The organism is Pseudoclavibacter helvolus, from assembly GCF_049707175.1.
In the GTDB taxonomy this organism is placed as follows: domain Bacteria; phylum Actinomycetota; class Actinomycetes; order Actinomycetales; family Microbacteriaceae; genus Pseudoclavibacter; species Pseudoclavibacter helvolus_A.
This window is the reverse complement of the sequence record NZ_JBNAFM010000005.1, coordinates 109,491-125,830: the sequence shown is the minus strand read 5'-3', so window position 1 is coordinate 125,830 and position 16,340 is coordinate 109,491. Positions and strand designations below refer to the sequence as shown.

14 protein-coding genes and 1 tRNA gene are annotated in these 16,340 nt (G+C 67.4%); 8 read left to right on the top strand and 7 right to left on the bottom strand.

Features of this window, described 5'->3' with window-relative positions; all coding sequences use genetic code 11:
• Positions 1 to 15 precede the first annotated feature (15 nt).
• Genes ACPYN9_RS05755 through ACPYN9_RS05745 form a run of 3 tightly spaced genes read left to right on the top strand, consistent with a single transcriptional unit; the run spans position 16 to position 3,268 of the window.
• Positions 16 to 750, top strand: coding sequence for a glycosyltransferase family 2 protein (locus tag ACPYN9_RS05755; RefSeq protein ID WP_424464735.1), 735 nt, complete (start codon positions 16 to 18; stop codon positions 748 to 750).
• A 23-nt stretch (positions 751 to 773) separates the two neighbouring features.
• Complete coding sequence (locus ACPYN9_RS05750) at positions 774 to 1,757, top strand: glycosyltransferase family 2 protein (protein WP_424464733.1); 984 nt, start codon at positions 774 to 776, stop codon at positions 1,755 to 1,757.
• A complete protein-coding gene (locus tag ACPYN9_RS05745; RefSeq protein WP_424464732.1) occupies positions 1,754 to 3,268 on the top strand; it encodes a lipopolysaccharide biosynthesis protein in 1,515 nt (504 codons plus the stop codon). The genes ACPYN9_RS05750 and ACPYN9_RS05745 overlap by 4 nt, the downstream gene beginning before the upstream one ends.
• Here the strand turns inward: ACPYN9_RS05745 and ACPYN9_RS05740 are convergent, their stop codons facing one another.
• On the bottom strand, positions 3,269 to 4,207 hold the full coding sequence (locus tag ACPYN9_RS05740) for a DUF808 domain-containing protein (protein WP_424464730.1): 939 nt from the start codon (positions 4,205 to 4,207) through the stop codon (positions 3,269 to 3,271).
• Positions 4,208 to 4,471: 264 nt separating this feature from the next.
• Between ACPYN9_RS05740 and ACPYN9_RS05735 the strand changes: the two genes are divergently transcribed.
• The 3 genes from ACPYN9_RS05735 to ACPYN9_RS05725 all read left to right on the top strand — a co-directional run bounded on the left by ACPYN9_RS05735 (position 4,472) and on the right by ACPYN9_RS05725 (position 7,365).
• Positions 4,472 to 4,834 carry a hypothetical protein gene (locus ACPYN9_RS05735; RefSeq protein ID WP_424464728.1) on the top strand — a complete coding sequence of 121 codons (363 nt, stop codon included), beginning with the start codon at positions 4,472 to 4,474 and terminating at the stop codon, positions 4,832 to 4,834.
• 97 nt (positions 4,835 to 4,931) lie between these two features.
• Entirely contained in the window at positions 4,932 to 5,765 is an 834-nt protein-coding gene (locus ACPYN9_RS05730) for a CPBP family intramembrane glutamic endopeptidase (RefSeq protein WP_424464726.1), read from the top strand.
• An 85-nt stretch (positions 5,766 to 5,850) separates the two neighbouring features.
• The gene (locus ACPYN9_RS05725) at positions 5,851 to 7,365 is read left to right on the top strand and encodes an FAD-dependent oxidoreductase (protein WP_424464724.1); all 1,515 of its coding nucleotides are present in this window, start codon (positions 5,851 to 5,853) and stop codon (positions 7,363 to 7,365) included.
• A 108-nt stretch (positions 7,366 to 7,473) separates the two neighbouring features.
• Here the strand turns inward: ACPYN9_RS05725 and ACPYN9_RS05720 are convergent.
• Together ACPYN9_RS05720 and ACPYN9_RS05715 are read right to left on the bottom strand one after the other, a co-directional pair.
• Positions 7,474 to 7,563 (bottom strand) — tRNA-Ser (locus ACPYN9_RS05720).
• Between the two features lie 60 nt (positions 7,564 to 7,623).
• Complete coding sequence (locus ACPYN9_RS05715; protein WP_424464722.1) at positions 7,624 to 8,556, bottom strand: diacylglycerol/lipid kinase family protein; 933 nt, start codon at positions 8,554 to 8,556, stop codon at positions 7,624 to 7,626.
• A gap of 161 nt (positions 8,557 to 8,717) precedes the next feature.
• On the opposite strand from ACPYN9_RS05715, the gene radA reads away from it, so the two are divergent.
• Entirely contained in the window at positions 8,718 to 10,073 is a 1,356-nt protein-coding gene (gene radA / locus ACPYN9_RS05710; RefSeq protein ID WP_424464720.1) for a DNA repair protein RadA, read from the top strand.
• Positions 10,074 to 10,244: 171 nt separating this feature from the next.
• On the opposite strand, the gene ACPYN9_RS05705 is transcribed toward radA, so the two are convergent.
• The 3 genes from ACPYN9_RS05705 to ACPYN9_RS05695 form a co-directional block, all read right to left on the bottom strand.
• A complete protein-coding gene (locus tag ACPYN9_RS05705) occupies positions 10,245 to 12,539 on the bottom strand; it encodes a bifunctional metallophosphatase/5'-nucleotidase (protein ID WP_424464719.1) in 2,295 nt (764 codons plus the stop codon).
• A gap of 123 nt (positions 12,540 to 12,662) precedes the next feature.
• Positions 12,663 to 13,304, bottom strand: coding sequence for a hypothetical protein (locus tag ACPYN9_RS05700; RefSeq protein WP_424464717.1), 642 nt, complete (start codon positions 13,302 to 13,304; stop codon positions 12,663 to 12,665).
• Positions 13,305 to 13,403: 99 nt separating this feature from the next.
• Positions 13,404 to 13,907: an amino-acid N-acetyltransferase gene (locus ACPYN9_RS05695; protein WP_424464716.1), complete on the bottom strand. Its 504-nt coding sequence runs from the start codon at positions 13,905 to 13,907 to the stop codon at positions 13,404 to 13,406.
• Positions 13,908 to 13,974: 67 nt separating this feature from the next.
• Between ACPYN9_RS05695 and ACPYN9_RS05690 the strand changes: the two genes are divergently transcribed.
• Positions 13,975 to 14,904, top strand: a complete 930-nt coding sequence (locus tag ACPYN9_RS05690) for a Ppx/GppA phosphatase family protein (protein WP_424464714.1) — start codon at positions 13,975 to 13,977, stop codon at positions 14,902 to 14,904.
• Positions 14,905 to 14,935: 31 nt separating this feature from the next.
• Here ACPYN9_RS05690 and ACPYN9_RS05685 read toward each other — a convergent pair whose 3' ends face one another.
• Positions 14,936 to 16,231 (bottom strand): MFS transporter, encoded by a 1,296-nt coding sequence (locus tag ACPYN9_RS05685; protein ID WP_424464712.1) that lies wholly within the window; start codon positions 16,229 to 16,231, stop codon positions 14,936 to 14,938.
• Between the last annotated feature and the right edge of the window lie 109 nt (positions 16,232 to 16,340).

The following is a 16,340-nucleotide window of genomic DNA, read 5'->3' as shown; positions in this document are numbered from 1 at the left end:
TCTGCTGCGCCTTCGGTGACCGTTGTCATCCCGGCGAAGAGCGAAGCCGCGAACCTCGAGGTGATGCTCCCGAGACTGCCGCTCGACCTCGAGGTGATCGTCGTCGAGGCCGGCGCAGAAGTCGAGACCGCAGAGGTCGTCGCACGGCAGCGGCCCGACGCCACGCTGATCACGCAGACGAGGCGTGGAAAAGGCAACGCGCTCGCATGCGGGTTCGCAGCGGCCAGTGGCGACATCATCGTCATGTTCGATGCTGACGGATCCGCCGACCCGGCTGAGATCCCGCGCTTCGTCGATGCGCTGATTGACGGGGCCGACTTCGCCAAGGGCTCCAGGTTCCTGCCCGGCGGCGGCAGCGAAGACATCACGTTGCTTCGCCGAGCCGGCAACGCCGGCCTCAACCTCACCGCGAACCTCGCGTTCGGCACGAGGTTCTCGGACCTCTGCTACGGCTACAACGCGTTCTGGCGCGACATGCTGCCGGTGCTCGACCTGCCCGAGCCGGGGCAGACCAGATCAGACGAGATGCTGTGGGGCGACGGCTTCGAGATCGAGACGATCATCAACTGCCGAATGGCCGCAGCAGACGCGAGCATCCGCGAGGTGCCAAGCTTCGAGCGGCACCGCCTATTCGGCGCGAGCCACCTGCGCACCTGGGCGGACGGCACGCGTGTGCTGCGGACCCTCGCCAGCGAACGCAGTCGTGCGATGACCTCGCGTGACCGAGCGATGGCGTTAACATCGGTCTAGGTCCGGAGGCACAGGGGGCGCCAATGCCGACAGTCAGCGTGGTGATCTGCGCGTACACCGAAGACCGCTGGTCGTCGATCGCGCGCGGTGCGGCGGCCGCACTCGGTGGTTCTCTCACGCCGGTGGAGCTGATCGTGGTCGTCGACCACAACCCGGTCTTGCTGCAGCGAGCACGGGCGCACTTCGGCGCGGCAGCGCTTGTCGTCGAGAACACGCGTCGTCAGGGTCTTTCGGGCGCGCGCAACACGGGGGTCGAGCATGCCAGGGGTGACCTCGTCGCGTTCCTCGACGACGACGCGGTGCCCGACGACGACTGGCTGGCGATGCTCGTCGCCCAGTACACGGATGACGAGGTCGTCGGCGTCGGCGGCTCGGCCCGACCTGCCTGGCCGGACGGCCGACCGGCCATGTATCCAACGCCCGGCACCAGCCAGGACCCGACGGCCGGGCCAGGCGAGTTCGACTGGGTGGTCGGATGCACGTACCTGGGGCAGCCGACCGTAGCGGCCCCGGTGCGCAACCTGATGGGCTGCAACATGTCGATGCGCCGCGACGTGCTCGTCGCGTCTGGCGGCTTCCGAGAGGAGCTGGGGCGGATCGGTCGTGTCCCCTTGGGCGGTGAGGAGACCGAACTCTGCATCCGCATCGCGGCGTCGACGCCCGGCGCCCGCTTCGTCTTCGAACCGCGGGCAGCGGTGACCCACGAGGTGGCTCCGGCGCGGGCGACGTGGGCCTACTTCCTCCGCCGCTGCTACGCAGAAGGCCTCTCCAAAGCGTCCATCGCGCGCCTGCAGGGCGCGACGGCGGCGCTCACGACCGAGAAGGACTACGTCGCTCGAGTGCTCGGGCGCGGCGCGCTCCGCGAGCTTCGGGCTGGGCGCCCGCGGGGGGCTGCCGCAATCGTGGGCGGTCTCGGCGCCACCGGTCTCGGCTATGTCCGCGGTCGACTCTCGAGGGGAGCAGGCGGCGGCCAGCGCGCGCTGTCGCGCTCCCCCATCCGGGCATGAGCCAGACCACCCCACCAGGCTCCTCGCTCGATCCGCGCCAGCTCGCGCGGAGCGCCGCTCACGGTGCGGCGATGCAGTCGGCGGCCGTGGTCGTGAGCCGCGTCGTCCTGCTCGCGACGACCGCGGTGCTCGCCAGGTCGCTGACGCCCGACCAGTATGGGCTCGTGACCCTCGCGCTCGTCATCATGGCGTACGCGGAGACGGTCGCCGACGGGGGAATCGCACAGGCCCTGGTGGTCGTGACACGACGCCCGTCGATCATCCGCGCTTCGTTGGCCATCACACTCGGCTTCGGCGCGTTCCTCGCGGTGCTCCTCGTCGCCCTCGCACCGCTGTTCGCGATCTGGTTCGCGCAACCCGACCTCGCGCCGCTGCTGCAGGCCGCGAGCCTGATCGTGGTCGGGGCGTCGTTGTGCGCCGTCCCAGAGTCACTGCTCCGAAGAGACATGCGTTTCAGGGCGATCACGGCCGCCTCGATCGTGCGCGCGATCGTGACGGGGCTCGTCACGATGGGGCTCGCCCTCGGCGGGGCCGGCGTGTGGGCGCTCCTCATCGGCTCCATCGCCGCATCCTTGGCCTACGCCGTCTCGTGCTGGGTCGCGTTGCGTGACGTGACGCCGTGGCGCTTCTGGCGCTGGAGCGGCGCAGACTTTCGCGAAGTGACCAGGTTCGGGATGCCCGCGGCGGGCAGCCAGATCATCTCGCGCGTCAACTTCGAGGTCGACTATCTGATCGTCGCCGCATTCCTCGGGACCGCGGCGCTCGGCACCTACCAGCTGGCGTTCCGGCTCCCCGAGTTCGCCGTCGTGAACACGCTCTACATCCTGACCGCGGTCCTCTACCCGCTCTACGCGAAGACGCGGAGCGATGCCGTGCTGCTGCGGAGAAGCTACCTGCTTGGGCTTCGCGTGCAGACGATCTTTGGGGTGACGGCGGGAGTCGGTTTGGCGACCGTCGCCCCGGCACTCGTGCCGCTGCTGTTCGGCGACGGCTGGCTCATGGTGGTCGAGCCGCTCATCGTGCTCTCGCTGTACGCGGCGGTCCGGTCTCTCGGCTCCGGCATCAATGAGGTGTACAAGGCGATCGGTCGCCCCGGCCTGGCGATGCGGCTCTCGGCGGCGCAGCTCGTCGTGTTCGTGGTCGCGCTCGTCGCGGCCGCGCACTTCGGCGGCATCATGGGTGTCGCGATCGCGCAGCTTGCCGTGGTTGGCGTCTTCGTCGTGGTGAAGCAGGCGGTTGCGGTCCGCGTGCTGGGCCTGCAGACGCGGGAGGTGCTGCGCTCGTATTCGCCGGCGTTTGCGTGCGGGGCGAGCGTCGCGCTCGTCGGTTTCGGCCTGTGGTTCGTGCCGATGGATGCGACACTGCGCGCGGCGGTCACCGTTGCGGTCTCGCTTCCCGCCGTCTGGTGCATCCTGAGGTTCGGGTTTACCGCCTCCTACTCGGAGGTCGTCGGGTTGCTGCGCCGAGAGCGCACCACCGGTGCCAAGCGAAGTCGCCCGCTTGAGCCGTGACTAGTGGCCGCCAGCCTTCGGAGCCTCGCCCGCCGTGGCGGGAGCGTCACCGGAGGTCACGGCCTTGGGCTTCTTCGGCAGGATGCGCGCGACGAGTAGCGTGATGCCCACGACCACGAGGCCGACGGCCAGGCCGACGATCGCTGAGATCAGGGTGTCGACGAGCCACACCACGACCGGGCCGGTGTTCATGATCGCGTGCTCGATCTCGTGGAGCAGATCGGCTGGGGCGTGCCATCCGATTTCTCCGACGTTGATGATCACGAGGTGCCCGCCGACCCAGAGCATGGCGACGGTGCCGACGATGCTGATCACTCGGAACACTGCGGGCATCGAGCGGACGATGCGCACGCCCAGGTGGCGCGTTCGGCGATCACGGCGGGTCGCCATGTGGAGGCCGATGTCGTCGATCTTCACCAGGAGCGCGACAGCGCCGTACACGAGGGCCGTCATGGCGAGCGCGATGACGACGAGCGCGGCAAGCCGCATCCAGAAGCCCAGGTTCGGGTCGAGGTTCGACAGCGAGATGAGCATGATCTCAGTCGAGAGGATCAGGTCGGTGCGGACTGCGCCAGAGATGAGCTTCTTCTCGTCGCGCGGATGGTCTTCGTCGAGCTTGTGGTGATGGCCGAACCACTCGGTGACCTTTTCAGCCCCCTCAAAGCAGAGGTACACGCCGCCGATGATGAGCAGGAAGGGCAGCACCCAGGGCGCAAACGCGGTGAGCAGCAATGCGATCGGGATGATGATCACGAACTTATTGAAGAGGCTACCCTTGGCGATGTTCCAGACCACAGGAAGCTCGCGCGCTGGGGTGATGCCCTGGACGTACTGGGGCGTGACGGCTGCGTCGTCGATGACGACTCCAGCGGACTTGGCCGAGGCCTTGAGCGCGGCGGTGAGGATGTCGTCGACGACGGCGAGCAGGCCAACAGGCACGGTGTTCTCCTAGGTGAAAGATCGCAGCGTCGGACGCCGCAGACAGAGCATACAGAGGTCTGCTCGGGTATCCAGGTCAATCGGCTCGGCCTAGGCCCGGGGCGCAGCCGGCGGGCGGGACGGCGGCTTCTCGCTCCCCTTGCCAGCAGGCGCTCAGGAGGTCTGGCGCGCCGGTGCCTAGGCTTGCCGGATGCGTCATCGTGCCGTCCCGAACCTCCCGTCGAAGGACCTCGATGGCAAGCGGCTCCCCTTCATCGGCGAACGATGAGCAATCGTCCTCTCGCACAGCTCCCGGGGGCCGCACGCATGCTGTGTCTCAGCCGGCGGGACGGCGAGATTTGCACGCGCCGCGCCGGGCACCTCGGCCTCCACAACAGAACCGGGTCGAGCATCCTCTGGAATGACACCAACGCCGACCCGCCGCGCTGCCCGGCGAGTGGGACGGCCGCGACCCCTGCGGCAACGCTCGCCGACGGCTTCCCGAACGGCCGCGGGGTTTGCGGCGTCTGCTTCGCGTTCGTCGAGCTCCACGACGGCAGGCTCGCCGAGCACGACTCCTGGCGCGGCGACGCAACCCGCGAGGACGCGGACCGCCGGCGTGCGTGGATGAACGCGCACGGCTGGTGAGCAGCGCGGCTGTCCGATGGGCGGTCGTTCAGTAGGCTCTGGACTCATGTCGAGCGCCTCCCCCTGACTCGGCTTTCCCCAACGACATGGAGTGCGCATGACCGCGAGCACCGCCCCGACCGCGACGTCTCGCTGGACACAGTTCTGGGAGCGGGGCAAGTGGTGGAGGGCCCTCCTGCTCGTGGTCGCCTACTACGTGCTGTACCAGCTGGGCGGACTGCTGTTCGTGCCGCTGAAAGCAGGAATGGAACCAGGCTCCGCTGGCACCGTCATCGTCGACTTCGTGCTCCCGATCGCGCTCGGCGGGCTGCTGCTCGTCGGCTTCGCGCTCTCGGTCGGCTGGCTCCGCGAGCTGTTCGCGCGGCAGCCGATCCGGGGCCGTGGGTGGATGTGGATCGCCGTCGCCGTCGTGCTCACCTTCAACGTGCTTCGGTTCGCGACGCTCGACTACGCCGCCGCGGGCCTCGACGTCATCTTCGCCTGGCTGCTCGCCGGTCTCTGCATCGGATTCGCTGAGGAGGTGCTGACGCGCGGCTACGTCGTGAACCTCATGCGCAAAGCTGGCCACTCGGAGATCGCGACGGCCACGGTCTCGGCTGCGCTCTTCGCCGCGATGCACTCCGGCAACGCGCTCGGCGGGCAGAGCATCTTCGCGACGGCCATCCAAGTGCTGTACACCTTCGCATTCGGCATTTGCATGTACCTCACGCTCCGCGTCACGGGGAACCTGCTGTGGCCGATCCTGCTGCATGCCAGCACCGACCCGAGCATCTTCCTCTCGGCGGCGCACCCCGGCGACGGCCCCCTCGCATCCGTCGCCGCTCTCGGCAACTTCCCCGTGATTCTCTTCGGGTTCGTGGCGATCTTCTTCATTCGAGGCCGCGCGCACCCGGGCGGCGGCGAGCTCCGGACGGGAGCGACCGCGCAGTAGCTCAGGTTCGAGGTCGGGAATGTCAAGGGGTCGGGGAACCCCAGGGGCACCTGCGACGCTCATCCCGATCACACCGGGAGCCCACATGACCTCGATCTGGCACGACACCTCCACCCGACCCGTCACAGACTCGTTGCACGAGCTGCCGAGCAAGAGCGATGTCATCGTCGCAGGCGCCGGCATCGCCGGACTCGTCGCCGCTGTGTTGCTGAGCGAGGCGGGGCTCAAGGTCACGCTCGTCGAAGCGCGCAGCGTGGCAGCGCTCGCGACCGGCAACACCACGGCCAAGTTCTCGTTGCTGCAGGGCTCGCAGCTGTCGAGCGTCCGGCAGAAGCGGGGCGCGGAGATCGCTGCCGCGTACGTCGACGCGAACCGCGCAGGCCTCGAGTGGACGGCTGGGTTCTGCGAGTCCGAGGGCGTCGCCTGGCAGACTCGCCCTGCGATCAACTTCGCCACCACGAGGTCGGGGGCGAGGAAGGTGGATGAGGAGCGCGCGGTCGCCGAGGAGCTCGGGCTTCCCGTCGAAACGGGCGGCCATCACGGGCTGCCGTTCTCTGTCGTGAACTTCTTCGCCGTTCCCGGCAACGGGCAGCTCGACCCGTACGAGCTGTCGACCGCGCTTGTCGCCCGCGCGCGCCGAGCCGGTGCGATGGTCTTCGAAGGTGTCACCGTCACCGGCGCCACGCAACAGGGCGAGCACGTCGAGGTGCAGGCGACCACGGGCCGGGATGCGGCACTCGTCTCGTTCTCCGCCTCACACCTGATCCTTGCCACCGGCTTCCCCGTGCTGGACCGTGGACTCCACTTCACTCGGCTCACCGCGCACCGGTCGCACCTCGTGTCGTTCCGATCTGACAACGAGGTACCGACGGGCATGTACCTGTCTATGGACACAGGTGGACACTCCTACCGTCAGCTCAACCGCCAAGATGGCGACTACCTGCTGGTCGGCGGCGCTGGCCACCAGGTCGGAGCCTCCGTCTCCTCGCGGCATCTCGTCGACGAGCTCATCGCGCAGGCCCACGACCGGTTCACCGGACTCCACGAGACGCACCGGTGGGCCGCGCAGGACTACACCAACGTCGACGCGACCCCCCTCGTCGGCCCCCTCGACCCACGCGACAACCGCATTCTCTCGATGACCGGGTTCGCGAAGTGGGGCATGACCAACGGTGTCGCCGCAGCCCACGACCTGACGGCGCGCATCCTCGGCAACCGGACGCAGTGGATGAAGACGCTCTACGACCGGTCCCCCAGTGCGAAGGGCGCGCTGGGGCTCGTCGAGCGGGGCGCGCACACCGCGGCGAGGCTCACCAGCGAGTGGGGGAAGGCGCTGACGCATTCAGACGACACCACCCCCGCCGAAGGCGAGGGGCGCGTGGGGCGCGACGGCGTGCATCCGGTCGCCACGAGTACGGTCGGCGGCCAGACGCGCACCGTCTCGGCAGTCTGCCCGCACCTCGGCGGCGTGGTCGTTTGGAACGACGAATCATGCAGCTGGGACTGCCCACTGCACGCCTCTCGATTCGCGCCCGACGGAACACGCCTCGAGGGCCCGGCGACTACGGGACTCGCGAACGTCGAAAAGCCGCAGCCCTGAGTCGAGCGCGTAGGCTCCTTGGTTGCGAAAGTCGTGTCTGAGAGCGCGCTTGTGAAAGCGAAAGGCCCCGGCTCCCTTGCAATTGCAGGGAAGTCGGGGCCTTTCAGATGGCGGTGACGGTGGGATTTGAACCCACGGTAGAGTCGCCCCTACACAACATTTCGAGTGTTGCACCTTCGGCCGCTCGGACACGTCACCGTGGGGAATCTTAGTACGGCCCCTAGGGTGCAATGCAAATCGAGCGCTCCTAACGGCGCGTCAGCCGCGATCGGGAGGCTGTACGAGACGGACGCCAGCTGGCTCGATCCGCACATCCAGCGTGCACGAACCTCCCCCGGGCCCTCGAAGCTCCTCGCCGTCCGCGTAGATGAGCACGCCAGGCGGGACCTCCAGGTGAAGGCTCCTGACGCGCTCAAGCGAGACCGCCGACAATCGCAGATGCCGGCCCAGCATCGCCAGAGGAAAGAAGGCGAGAAGTCGGAGCTTCGTGAGGCCCCCAACCCGCACCAGGTCGAGAACGCCGTCGTCGATACGCGCCTGGCTGGCCATGCTTATGCCACCGCCCATCGTCGAGCCGTTCAAAATCGTGATGAGTTCGGCCGAAACGCGCAGCGGTTCGCTTCCATCTGTGGCGAGTACGAAGTCGCTCGTCGAGTACCGCCCGACAGAGTCGACAAGCGCCACCAAGTATCGGAGGGTGCCAGGAATACGCTGCAGCTCGTTGGCGCGACGGTTCACCAGAGCATCGAAGCCGACGTTGATCGAGTTGATGGCCAGCCGCTCCACCCCATCCACGGAAGCCCTCATGACGTCAACCTCGCGGACGCGGGCCGAGCCGGTCCGCAGGGCGGTCAGCAGCCGCTCGATGCTCTCTGCCGGCTCACCAAGCTCGAGCCCCGCGCTGCGCGCGAAATCGTTCCCAGTGCCAGCGGGCACGATACCCAGAGGAATGCCGGTACCAGCGACGAGCGACGCCCCCATCGAGACCATGCCGTCCCCACCCTGCACGACGAGCACCTCCGGTGGATCTTGTCCGGCGAGCACAGAGGCAGCCCGCGCACGCAGCTCTTCAAGAGACCCAGCCGCGACCAGCACAACCTCAAGATCAGGCGACGACGACGCCCCGGCACCACCCGCGAGCCGCCGCCCAAGACCAGACGAAGCGCCAAGGCCCGCAACGGGATTCACCACATACAGAACTCTCTGCGCTCGCACTGTTCCATTCTGCACGGGCCGACGCGAGCATCCACCCGATCAAGCACCATCGAGCATTCCGAGCATTCCGAACCGAAGGATCGGCGAAAGCGGCTCGCTTGCCCGCCAATGTCGGTGGTCACACCTAGCCTGAGTACATGCCTCCGAAGACCAAGCAGCAGCCAGCGTTCAAGTGCACCGAGTGCGGTGCCACGTCGCTGAAGTGGTTCGGGCAATGCCCCGAGTGCCAAGCTTGGGGCACGCTCGTCGACCGGTTTGAATCGCAGACGGCCAGCCGCATCCAGGCGGCCACCATCAGCGAATCACGAGCCGCTCGCCCCATCACAGAGGCCGCGATCGACAACGTCGCGCACCGACCGACGGGCATTGGCGAATTCGACCGAGTGCTCGGCGGCGGGCTCGTCCCCGGCGCTGCCATCTTGCTGAGCGGCGAGCCAGGAGTCGGCAAGTCCACCATACTGCTGGAGCTCGCCTCGAGAGTCGCCTCCAAGGGCACCACGGTGCTCTACGCATCCGCCGAGGAGTCGGTGAACCAGGTGCGGATGCGCGCCCAGCGCACCAACGCGCTCCACGACACCCTCTACCTTGCGAGCGAAACCGACCTCTCCACCGTGCTCGGCCAGATCGAGCGCCTCGACCCGGGCCTCATCATCGTCGACTCAGTGCAGACCGTCGCCAGCGACACCGTCGACTCACTCGCCGGCCAACCGAGCCAGGTTCGGGAAGTCGCGTCCGCCCTCATCCGCGTCGCAAAGACACGCGGCGTCCCCGTCATCATCGTCGGCCACGTCACGAAAGACGGCACGATCGCCGGCCCCCGCCTCCTCGAACACCTCGTCGACGTCGTCGCGCACATCGAAGGCGACCGACACACGGCCCTCAGGTTCGTCCGCACCATCAAGAACCGATTCGGGCCCACCGACGAAGTCGGATGCTTCGAAATGACCGGCGAAGGCATGGCCGAAGTGCCAGACCCGTCCGGCCTCTTCCTCAGCGAACGCCCCGAACCCGTCAGCGGCACCTGCGTCACCGTCGCCCTCGAAGGACGTCGCGCGCTGCCAGTCGAGATTCAAGCACTCGTCCAACCCACCAACGCACCCAACCCACGACGAGTCACCAACGGCGTCGACAGCAGCCGCGTCGCCATGCTCATGGCAGTCCTCGAACGCCACGGTGACCTCAAACTCGCGACCAGCGACGTCTACGTTTCCACGGTCGGAGGGGTCAAACTCCAGGAACCCGCCGCCGACCTCGCCATCGCCATCGCCATCGCGTCGTCCGTGCGCAACAAACCCGTCACGCCCGGCACCGTCGTCTTCGGCGAGGTCAGCCTCGCCGGCGAGATCCGCCGAGTCGCATCCACCAAACTCCGCGAGGCCGAGGCGACCCGCATGGGACTCACCAACATCGTCGACCCGAGCGTCGGCAGCATCATCAACGCCATCAGCCGCACCATCGGGCCCAAGCTCACCGGCGTCAACCGCCGCGCCTGACATCCACCATCGCGCCTGACATCCTGCAGAGCGTCGCAGCGAGCCGCGCCACTCATCGCGAGCCCGCCACGCATCCCACCACATCGGCCACCGAAACACCACAGGCCCGGAGCAACTGCTCCGGGCCTGTCGTGCGTCAGCCTGCCGGCTGCGACGTTCGACGTGACGTCGCTACGCGTCGCTACCAGCGCGACGGCGGAGCAGCATCACAGCGCCACCAGCGACCAACAGCGCAAGCGCGCCGGCGATGGCCGCGAACATCGCGTTCTCGTCCGCGCCCGTCGTCGCAAGCGAGTCACCCGATGCCGTGGGGGTCGTCGCCGTCGGAACCGGCGCCGCGGTCGCCGTTGACGTCGGTGCAGCAGTCGCCGTCGGCTCAGCAGTCGCCGTCGGCTCGGGCGTCGCCGTCGGCTCAGTCAGAGGCGGAACCACGACCGGGAGCGACGCAACCGCGCCGGACTCGCTGGCGAGGAACGCGAGACGCGAATCCGACGTCTCCGCGACGCCGTTCTCCGGAACCGTGAAGGTGAACTCAACCTGGTCGGGCGTCGCCAGGTCAACAGTCTGCGCACCCAGCTCCTGCTGGCCGAGCCAGCCGACGACCGACAGGTTCTGAGTGAAGCCGAGCGACGTGAGGTTGAACTTCGCGACCGTGAGCGTGTAGGTCTCCCCCGCCACGAACGTGTTGTTCTCCGGGAGCCCGACGATCTCGATGCCGTTGCGCTTCACATCAGGCGTGACACCCTCCGCAGAGGCAGCTGTCTCGCCTCGGATCCACGAGACGAACGCGTCGAGGTCGATGAGCCCCGTGTCCTGCACACCAACATTGTTCTTGAGCGAGTGGAAGTTGTCGCCACCGGCCGCAAGGAATGTCGGCATGACGAGGTTGTACGTCTCGTCCGGCTGCACCGGCTCGTCGCCGATGGAGAGGCCGACGATGCGGTCCATGCGGGGACGCGAGCTGTCGAACACATACGTGAAGTCGTCGCTCAGTCCGAGCTGCAGGTAGGGGCGCGACGGCACCTCGCCGTTCGCGGTCAGCTGCCACTGCTCCTCGAGCACGTTCTTCACGTCGACGCCCTTGAGGGAGACAACCGAGAGGTTGTTCGCGAACGGAATGACTGTTGCAGCTTCCTTGTAGGTGATCTGGCCATCGTCATCGAGCAGGTCGGCGCGCAGGCCACCCGGGTTCATGATGGCCGCGTCAACCTCGCGGCCCGTGGCCGCAACGGTCTCGAGCATCGACTGCGCGATGATGCCGCCAAGCGATGACTCCTCAGCGCGGTTGTCTGCGGTCGTGACGACGCCGCCCGAGGTGGTCCCGTCCTCAGCGACCACAAGGGTGCCGGGCTCGTACGACTTGCCGCGCGACAGGTCACCCGTCTGCGTTCCGACGACCTCGGCCCCGAGCACCTCGGCCTTGGCGACGGCTGCGTCGCGGATCTTGCGCACCTCTGCGATGCGGGGGTCAGATGCGATGCTCGCAGGAGCCGGGTTCGTGGCGCCTTCCTCGCTGGCATCGAACGTGTCGAACGTCGGCACGACGGAGCTGTCCGACTTCGTCACCGCGCCCGACGCGTCGACCGTGAGCACGACCTGCGCGATGTTCTCCGCGTACTGGCCTGCCTGGATGACCGGGCGAGTGGATGCGCCGTTCGGGGCGTCGTAGGCGTACTCGCGGTGCGAGTGGGCGTTGAAGATCGCGTCGACCTCCGGAGCCGTGTCCTGCACGATGTGGCGGAAGACTTCCGTCTCCTCGTTGACCGCGAGCGGCACGTCGCTGTTGGGCGCGCCCTCGTGGTACGACGCGATGATGACATCGGCCGCGTCGCTGGCGGTGAGCTCGGCCGCGACCTTGTTCACGGCCTCGACGGGGTCACCGAAGGTGACACCCTTGATGCCATCAGGCGAGACGAGCGCGGACGTTTCCTCCGTGACGGCGCCGATGACGGCGACCTTGAGGCCGTTGACCTCGAAGATCGCGTGCGTGTCGAACGGGTGCGAGCCATCCTCGAGCGTCACGTTCGCGGCGAGGTCGGGGCCGTTCGTCGCAGGGGCGATGCGCCCGGTCGCGTCGTCGAGACCCTGGTCGAACTCGTGGTTGCCCTGAGTCCATGAGTCAACGCCGATCGTGTTGAGCACGTCGATCGTCGGCTGGTCCTGCTGGATCGAGGACTCGAAGAGGCTCGCTCCGACGGCATCGCCGTTCGAGATGACGAGGCTGTTGTCCTCACCGAACCCCTGCTGCGCCTGCAGCACCGTCGCGGCGAACAGGTCGGCGTCGAGGAAACGACCGTGGAAGTCGTTGAAGCCCACAATGTTGATCTGCTTCGCGCCGGCGGTCGGCTCGATGAAGCTCGGTGAGAGCACTGCGGCTTGGGCTGGAGCCGCGAAGGCAGACACGAGAGCTGCCGTGCCGAGGACGGCAACGGCAGCTGCCGGGCGCTTGCGAGTGGGCGTCGTCATGAGTCTCCTGGCGATCGACGAAAGGACTGGTTCGTGTGGAACCGGACGATGATCTCAGCTCACACTGTCCTCAAGGTTAACGTTCAGGAGTTTCTCGCGAAACCCCCGGGTGTCGATTTTGGATCAGTCCAGTACGAAGGTCACCGGTTGCGACTCGATGCCGTTCACGCTCGTCACCAGCTGGTAGTAGGCGCCGCCAGCCACCGCATCCGCCCGGTCCGTGCCGCAGGTGTCGATCGAGGAGCGCTCACGAACCCACGAGATTGACGGGGCCGTGACCGACTGACCGGCGCCGATCGTGACAATCTCGTCGGCGGGGTCGGTCTGGCAGTGCGACGAGACCCAGATCACGTCCGCGCCACTCGAGATCGTGTAGACCTGCACGGCTGTCCCGACGTTCATCACGCACGCCTCGGCGCCAGTGTTGCTGATCGAGAGCGACAGCTGCGGCTGCACACCGGGGGCGTAATTCGTGGCGTCCAACATCGCCGAGACGACGAGCTCCGGAGCCGCGCACTCGGGCGGCCCGGTCGGTGTCGGCGTCGGTGTGGGTGTCGATGTGGCTTCGGCTTCGGCCGTGCCGGACTCGCTGGCAGACGCGGTCGGGGCAGCGGATGCGGAACTCCCGCTAGGCTCGCCGGCTCTCGCCCCGAACAGGCTCGAGACGCCCCAGATCAACAACCCGACCAGCAGCACGCAGACAAGAAGAAGCGCGAGCCGCCGGCGTCGGTAGACGGCCTTGCTTGGTCTGCGCTTCGAACTCACTCGCCAAGGGTACGGACCGATCTCGGGAGTCCGGTGAGGCTCACCGACCACAACCCGACGCTGCCGGAACGACGCCAGGAACCGCGAGCATCCGCCGCGCTACAGCACCTTCAGCATGCGCGTGTTGCCGAGCGTGTTCGGCTTGACATGCGCGAGGTCCAGGAACTCCGCGACGCCCTCATCCGGCGAGCGGCGCATCATCTCGTACGTCTCCGCATCCACGATCTGCTCCTCCACGGCGACAAAACCATGGCGGGAGAAAAAGCCCGTCTCGAAAGTCAGGCAGAACAACCGCTCGAGTCCGAGCTGCCGAGCATCCGCCATCAGACGGTCCAGAATGACGTGACCCACCCCGGTGCCCCGAACAGAATCGGTCGTCGCGATCGTCCGCACCTCGCCGAGGTCCTTCCACAGCACGTGCAACGCACCGCACCCGACGAGCCCGCCCCGCTCATCCACCGCAACCCGGAACTCCTGCACCGCCTCGTACAGCGTGACAAGCTCCTTCCGCAGGAGCACATTGCGGTCGACCAGCGGCTGGATCAGCTCACTGATCCCCACAATGTCGTGCGTCGTGGCCCGCCTGATAGTGATCTCCTGCATCCGAACAGCGTACGCGCGCAGCGACGGCCAGACGCCCGATGGTGACAGCACGGGTAACATCACGGGCATGCGCCTTGGAGTTCTCGACGTCGGATCCAACACCGTCCACCTCATCGTGGTCGACGCGCACCCCGGCGCAAAGCCCGTGCCGGAGACATCACAAAAGAGCGTCCTGCGCCTCATGCGCTACCTGCAGCCCGACCGCTCGATCTCCGACGAAGGCGTCACCCGCATCATGGAGGCCATGCACCGGGCCGCCGACGCCGTCGAGAAGAGCAAACTCGACCACTTCATGCCACTCGCCACCAGCGCCATCCGCGAAGCAAAAAACGGCCCAGACCTGCTGAAGCGCATCCACCGCGAAACGGGCATCGACCTGCAAGTGATGAGCGGCGAAGAAGAGGCGCGAACCACGTTCCTCGCCGTGCGCCGCTGGTTCGGCTGGGCAGCCGGCCGCATCATGCTCGTCGACATCGGCGGCGGATCGCTCGAGCTGGCGGTCGGCGACGACGAACTCTCAGAGCACGCCATCTCGGTGCCCCTGGGCGCAGGCCGCAGCACCATCAACTTCCTCCACAACGACCCGCCAACCGAAGACCAGGTGGATGAGCTGCGCAAGTACGCGCGCAAGCTCATCAAAGAGGCGGCCGAGACGTTCGAAGGTGGCGCCAGGCCCGACCAGTTCGTCGGATCCTCCAAGACCATCCGCTCCCTCGCACGCCTCGCCGGATCCTCCATCGACGGCATCGGAGCCGGCCAGCGCACCACCCTGCAAAAATGGCAGCTCGACGACTGGGTGCCGCGCCTCGCGAAGCTGCACTCAGAAGCTCGCCCCGCCCTGCCAGGCATCACCACAGACCGAGCACTGCAGATCGTCGCCGGCGGCGTCGTGTTGTCGGAAGTCATGCACGTCTTCGACATTTCCCAACTCGACGTGTCCCCATGGGCGATGCGCGAAGGCGTACTCCTCGACTACCTCGACCGCCTGCCGCGATAGTTCCCCCGAAACTGCGGAGCGGGCTCGACCCTCAGCGCCGCTGACGCGGCACGTGCTTCGGGATCTGCCAACCCATGAGCGCCGCGCCGACCAACCCGAGCACCCCGAGCATCCCGGACGTGAACGAGATCGACACGATCGCCGTCGCCACCGCCACGATGACCGGCACCGATGCGGCAGACGAGTCGGTAATGAGCCGCCAGGCACCGAGGAACGGCGCCGGATCCTGCCGCGGCGCAAGGTCGGCGCCGAGGGTCATGAGGATGCCCGACCCGATGCCGTTCGCGAAGCCCAGCCAGACCGCCAGCACCGTGAACCACTGCTGCGCCGCGTCGCCCGCAAGGTCGTGCGTGAACGCCAGCGTGAGGAATCCAGCCCCGAGCCCAAGCAGCGCGGGCACGGCGCCCCACACGCGGCCGAAGCGATCCATCACCCACCCCGAGACGAAGAACAGCGCAAAGTCGACCCCGGCGCTGATGCCGATGACCAGGACGGCCGCCGCCGTGTCCATGCCGATCGAGAGCGCCCACAGCGGCAGCATGACGTTCCGCGCGGCTCGCAGCGCCGCCATAATGCCCGCGCCCGTCCCGAGCCTGACGAGCACCCCAGCATTCGCCCGGATCGTGGCGAAGACCCCAAGACGACGCGGCACCTCAGCCACCGCACCAGCAACGTCCTCTGCCACCGGCACCGCGACCTTCGCGGAGTGAGCGGGCCGCGCGACGGTCTCCGGATCCGGCGCGAACAGCAAAATCAACGCCGCGATCGCGCCGCACACGATGAACACCCAGAACCCGTACTGCGGCGCATCGAACAGCACCAGGATGCCCGCGATGATGAAGGGGCCGACGAAGAACCCAGCGCGGAAGACCCCGCCGAGCGTCGAGAGCACCCTCGCTCGGTACCGCAACGGCACGTAGGTCGTCAGGAACGCGTGCCGCGCGAGATTGAAGTTCGCCGCCGAGATGCCGATGATCACGACGCCGATCAGCAGCATCCACGGCGCGACCGCGAACGCACACAGCATGATGCCGATGAAGCTCACCCCGAGCGCCGCGAGCATTGCGCGCTTCTCCCCCATCCGCTGCACCACTGCGCCGGCGGGAAGGTCGCCGATCATCTGGCCGATCATCAGCGAACCGGCGATGAAGCCGGCGAGCTCGATGCTCGAGCCGAGCGACACGGCGACCGTCGGGATGATCGGGATGATCGCGCCTTCGCCGATCGCGAAGACGAACGACGGCAGTAGCGCCAGGAGGGTCACCTGAGCGAGCGTCGCCTCCTTCTTCGGCTTGCCGTTCGACGAGGAGGAGGGGGATGCGGGCACGACGTCCAGAGTAAGCCCGCGGCGCCCGCCGAACTCACGGAGCGCCACCTGCGGGATCAGTGCACACCATAAAGTGTTATTGACTACAGTGTGCCACACACTCTATGGT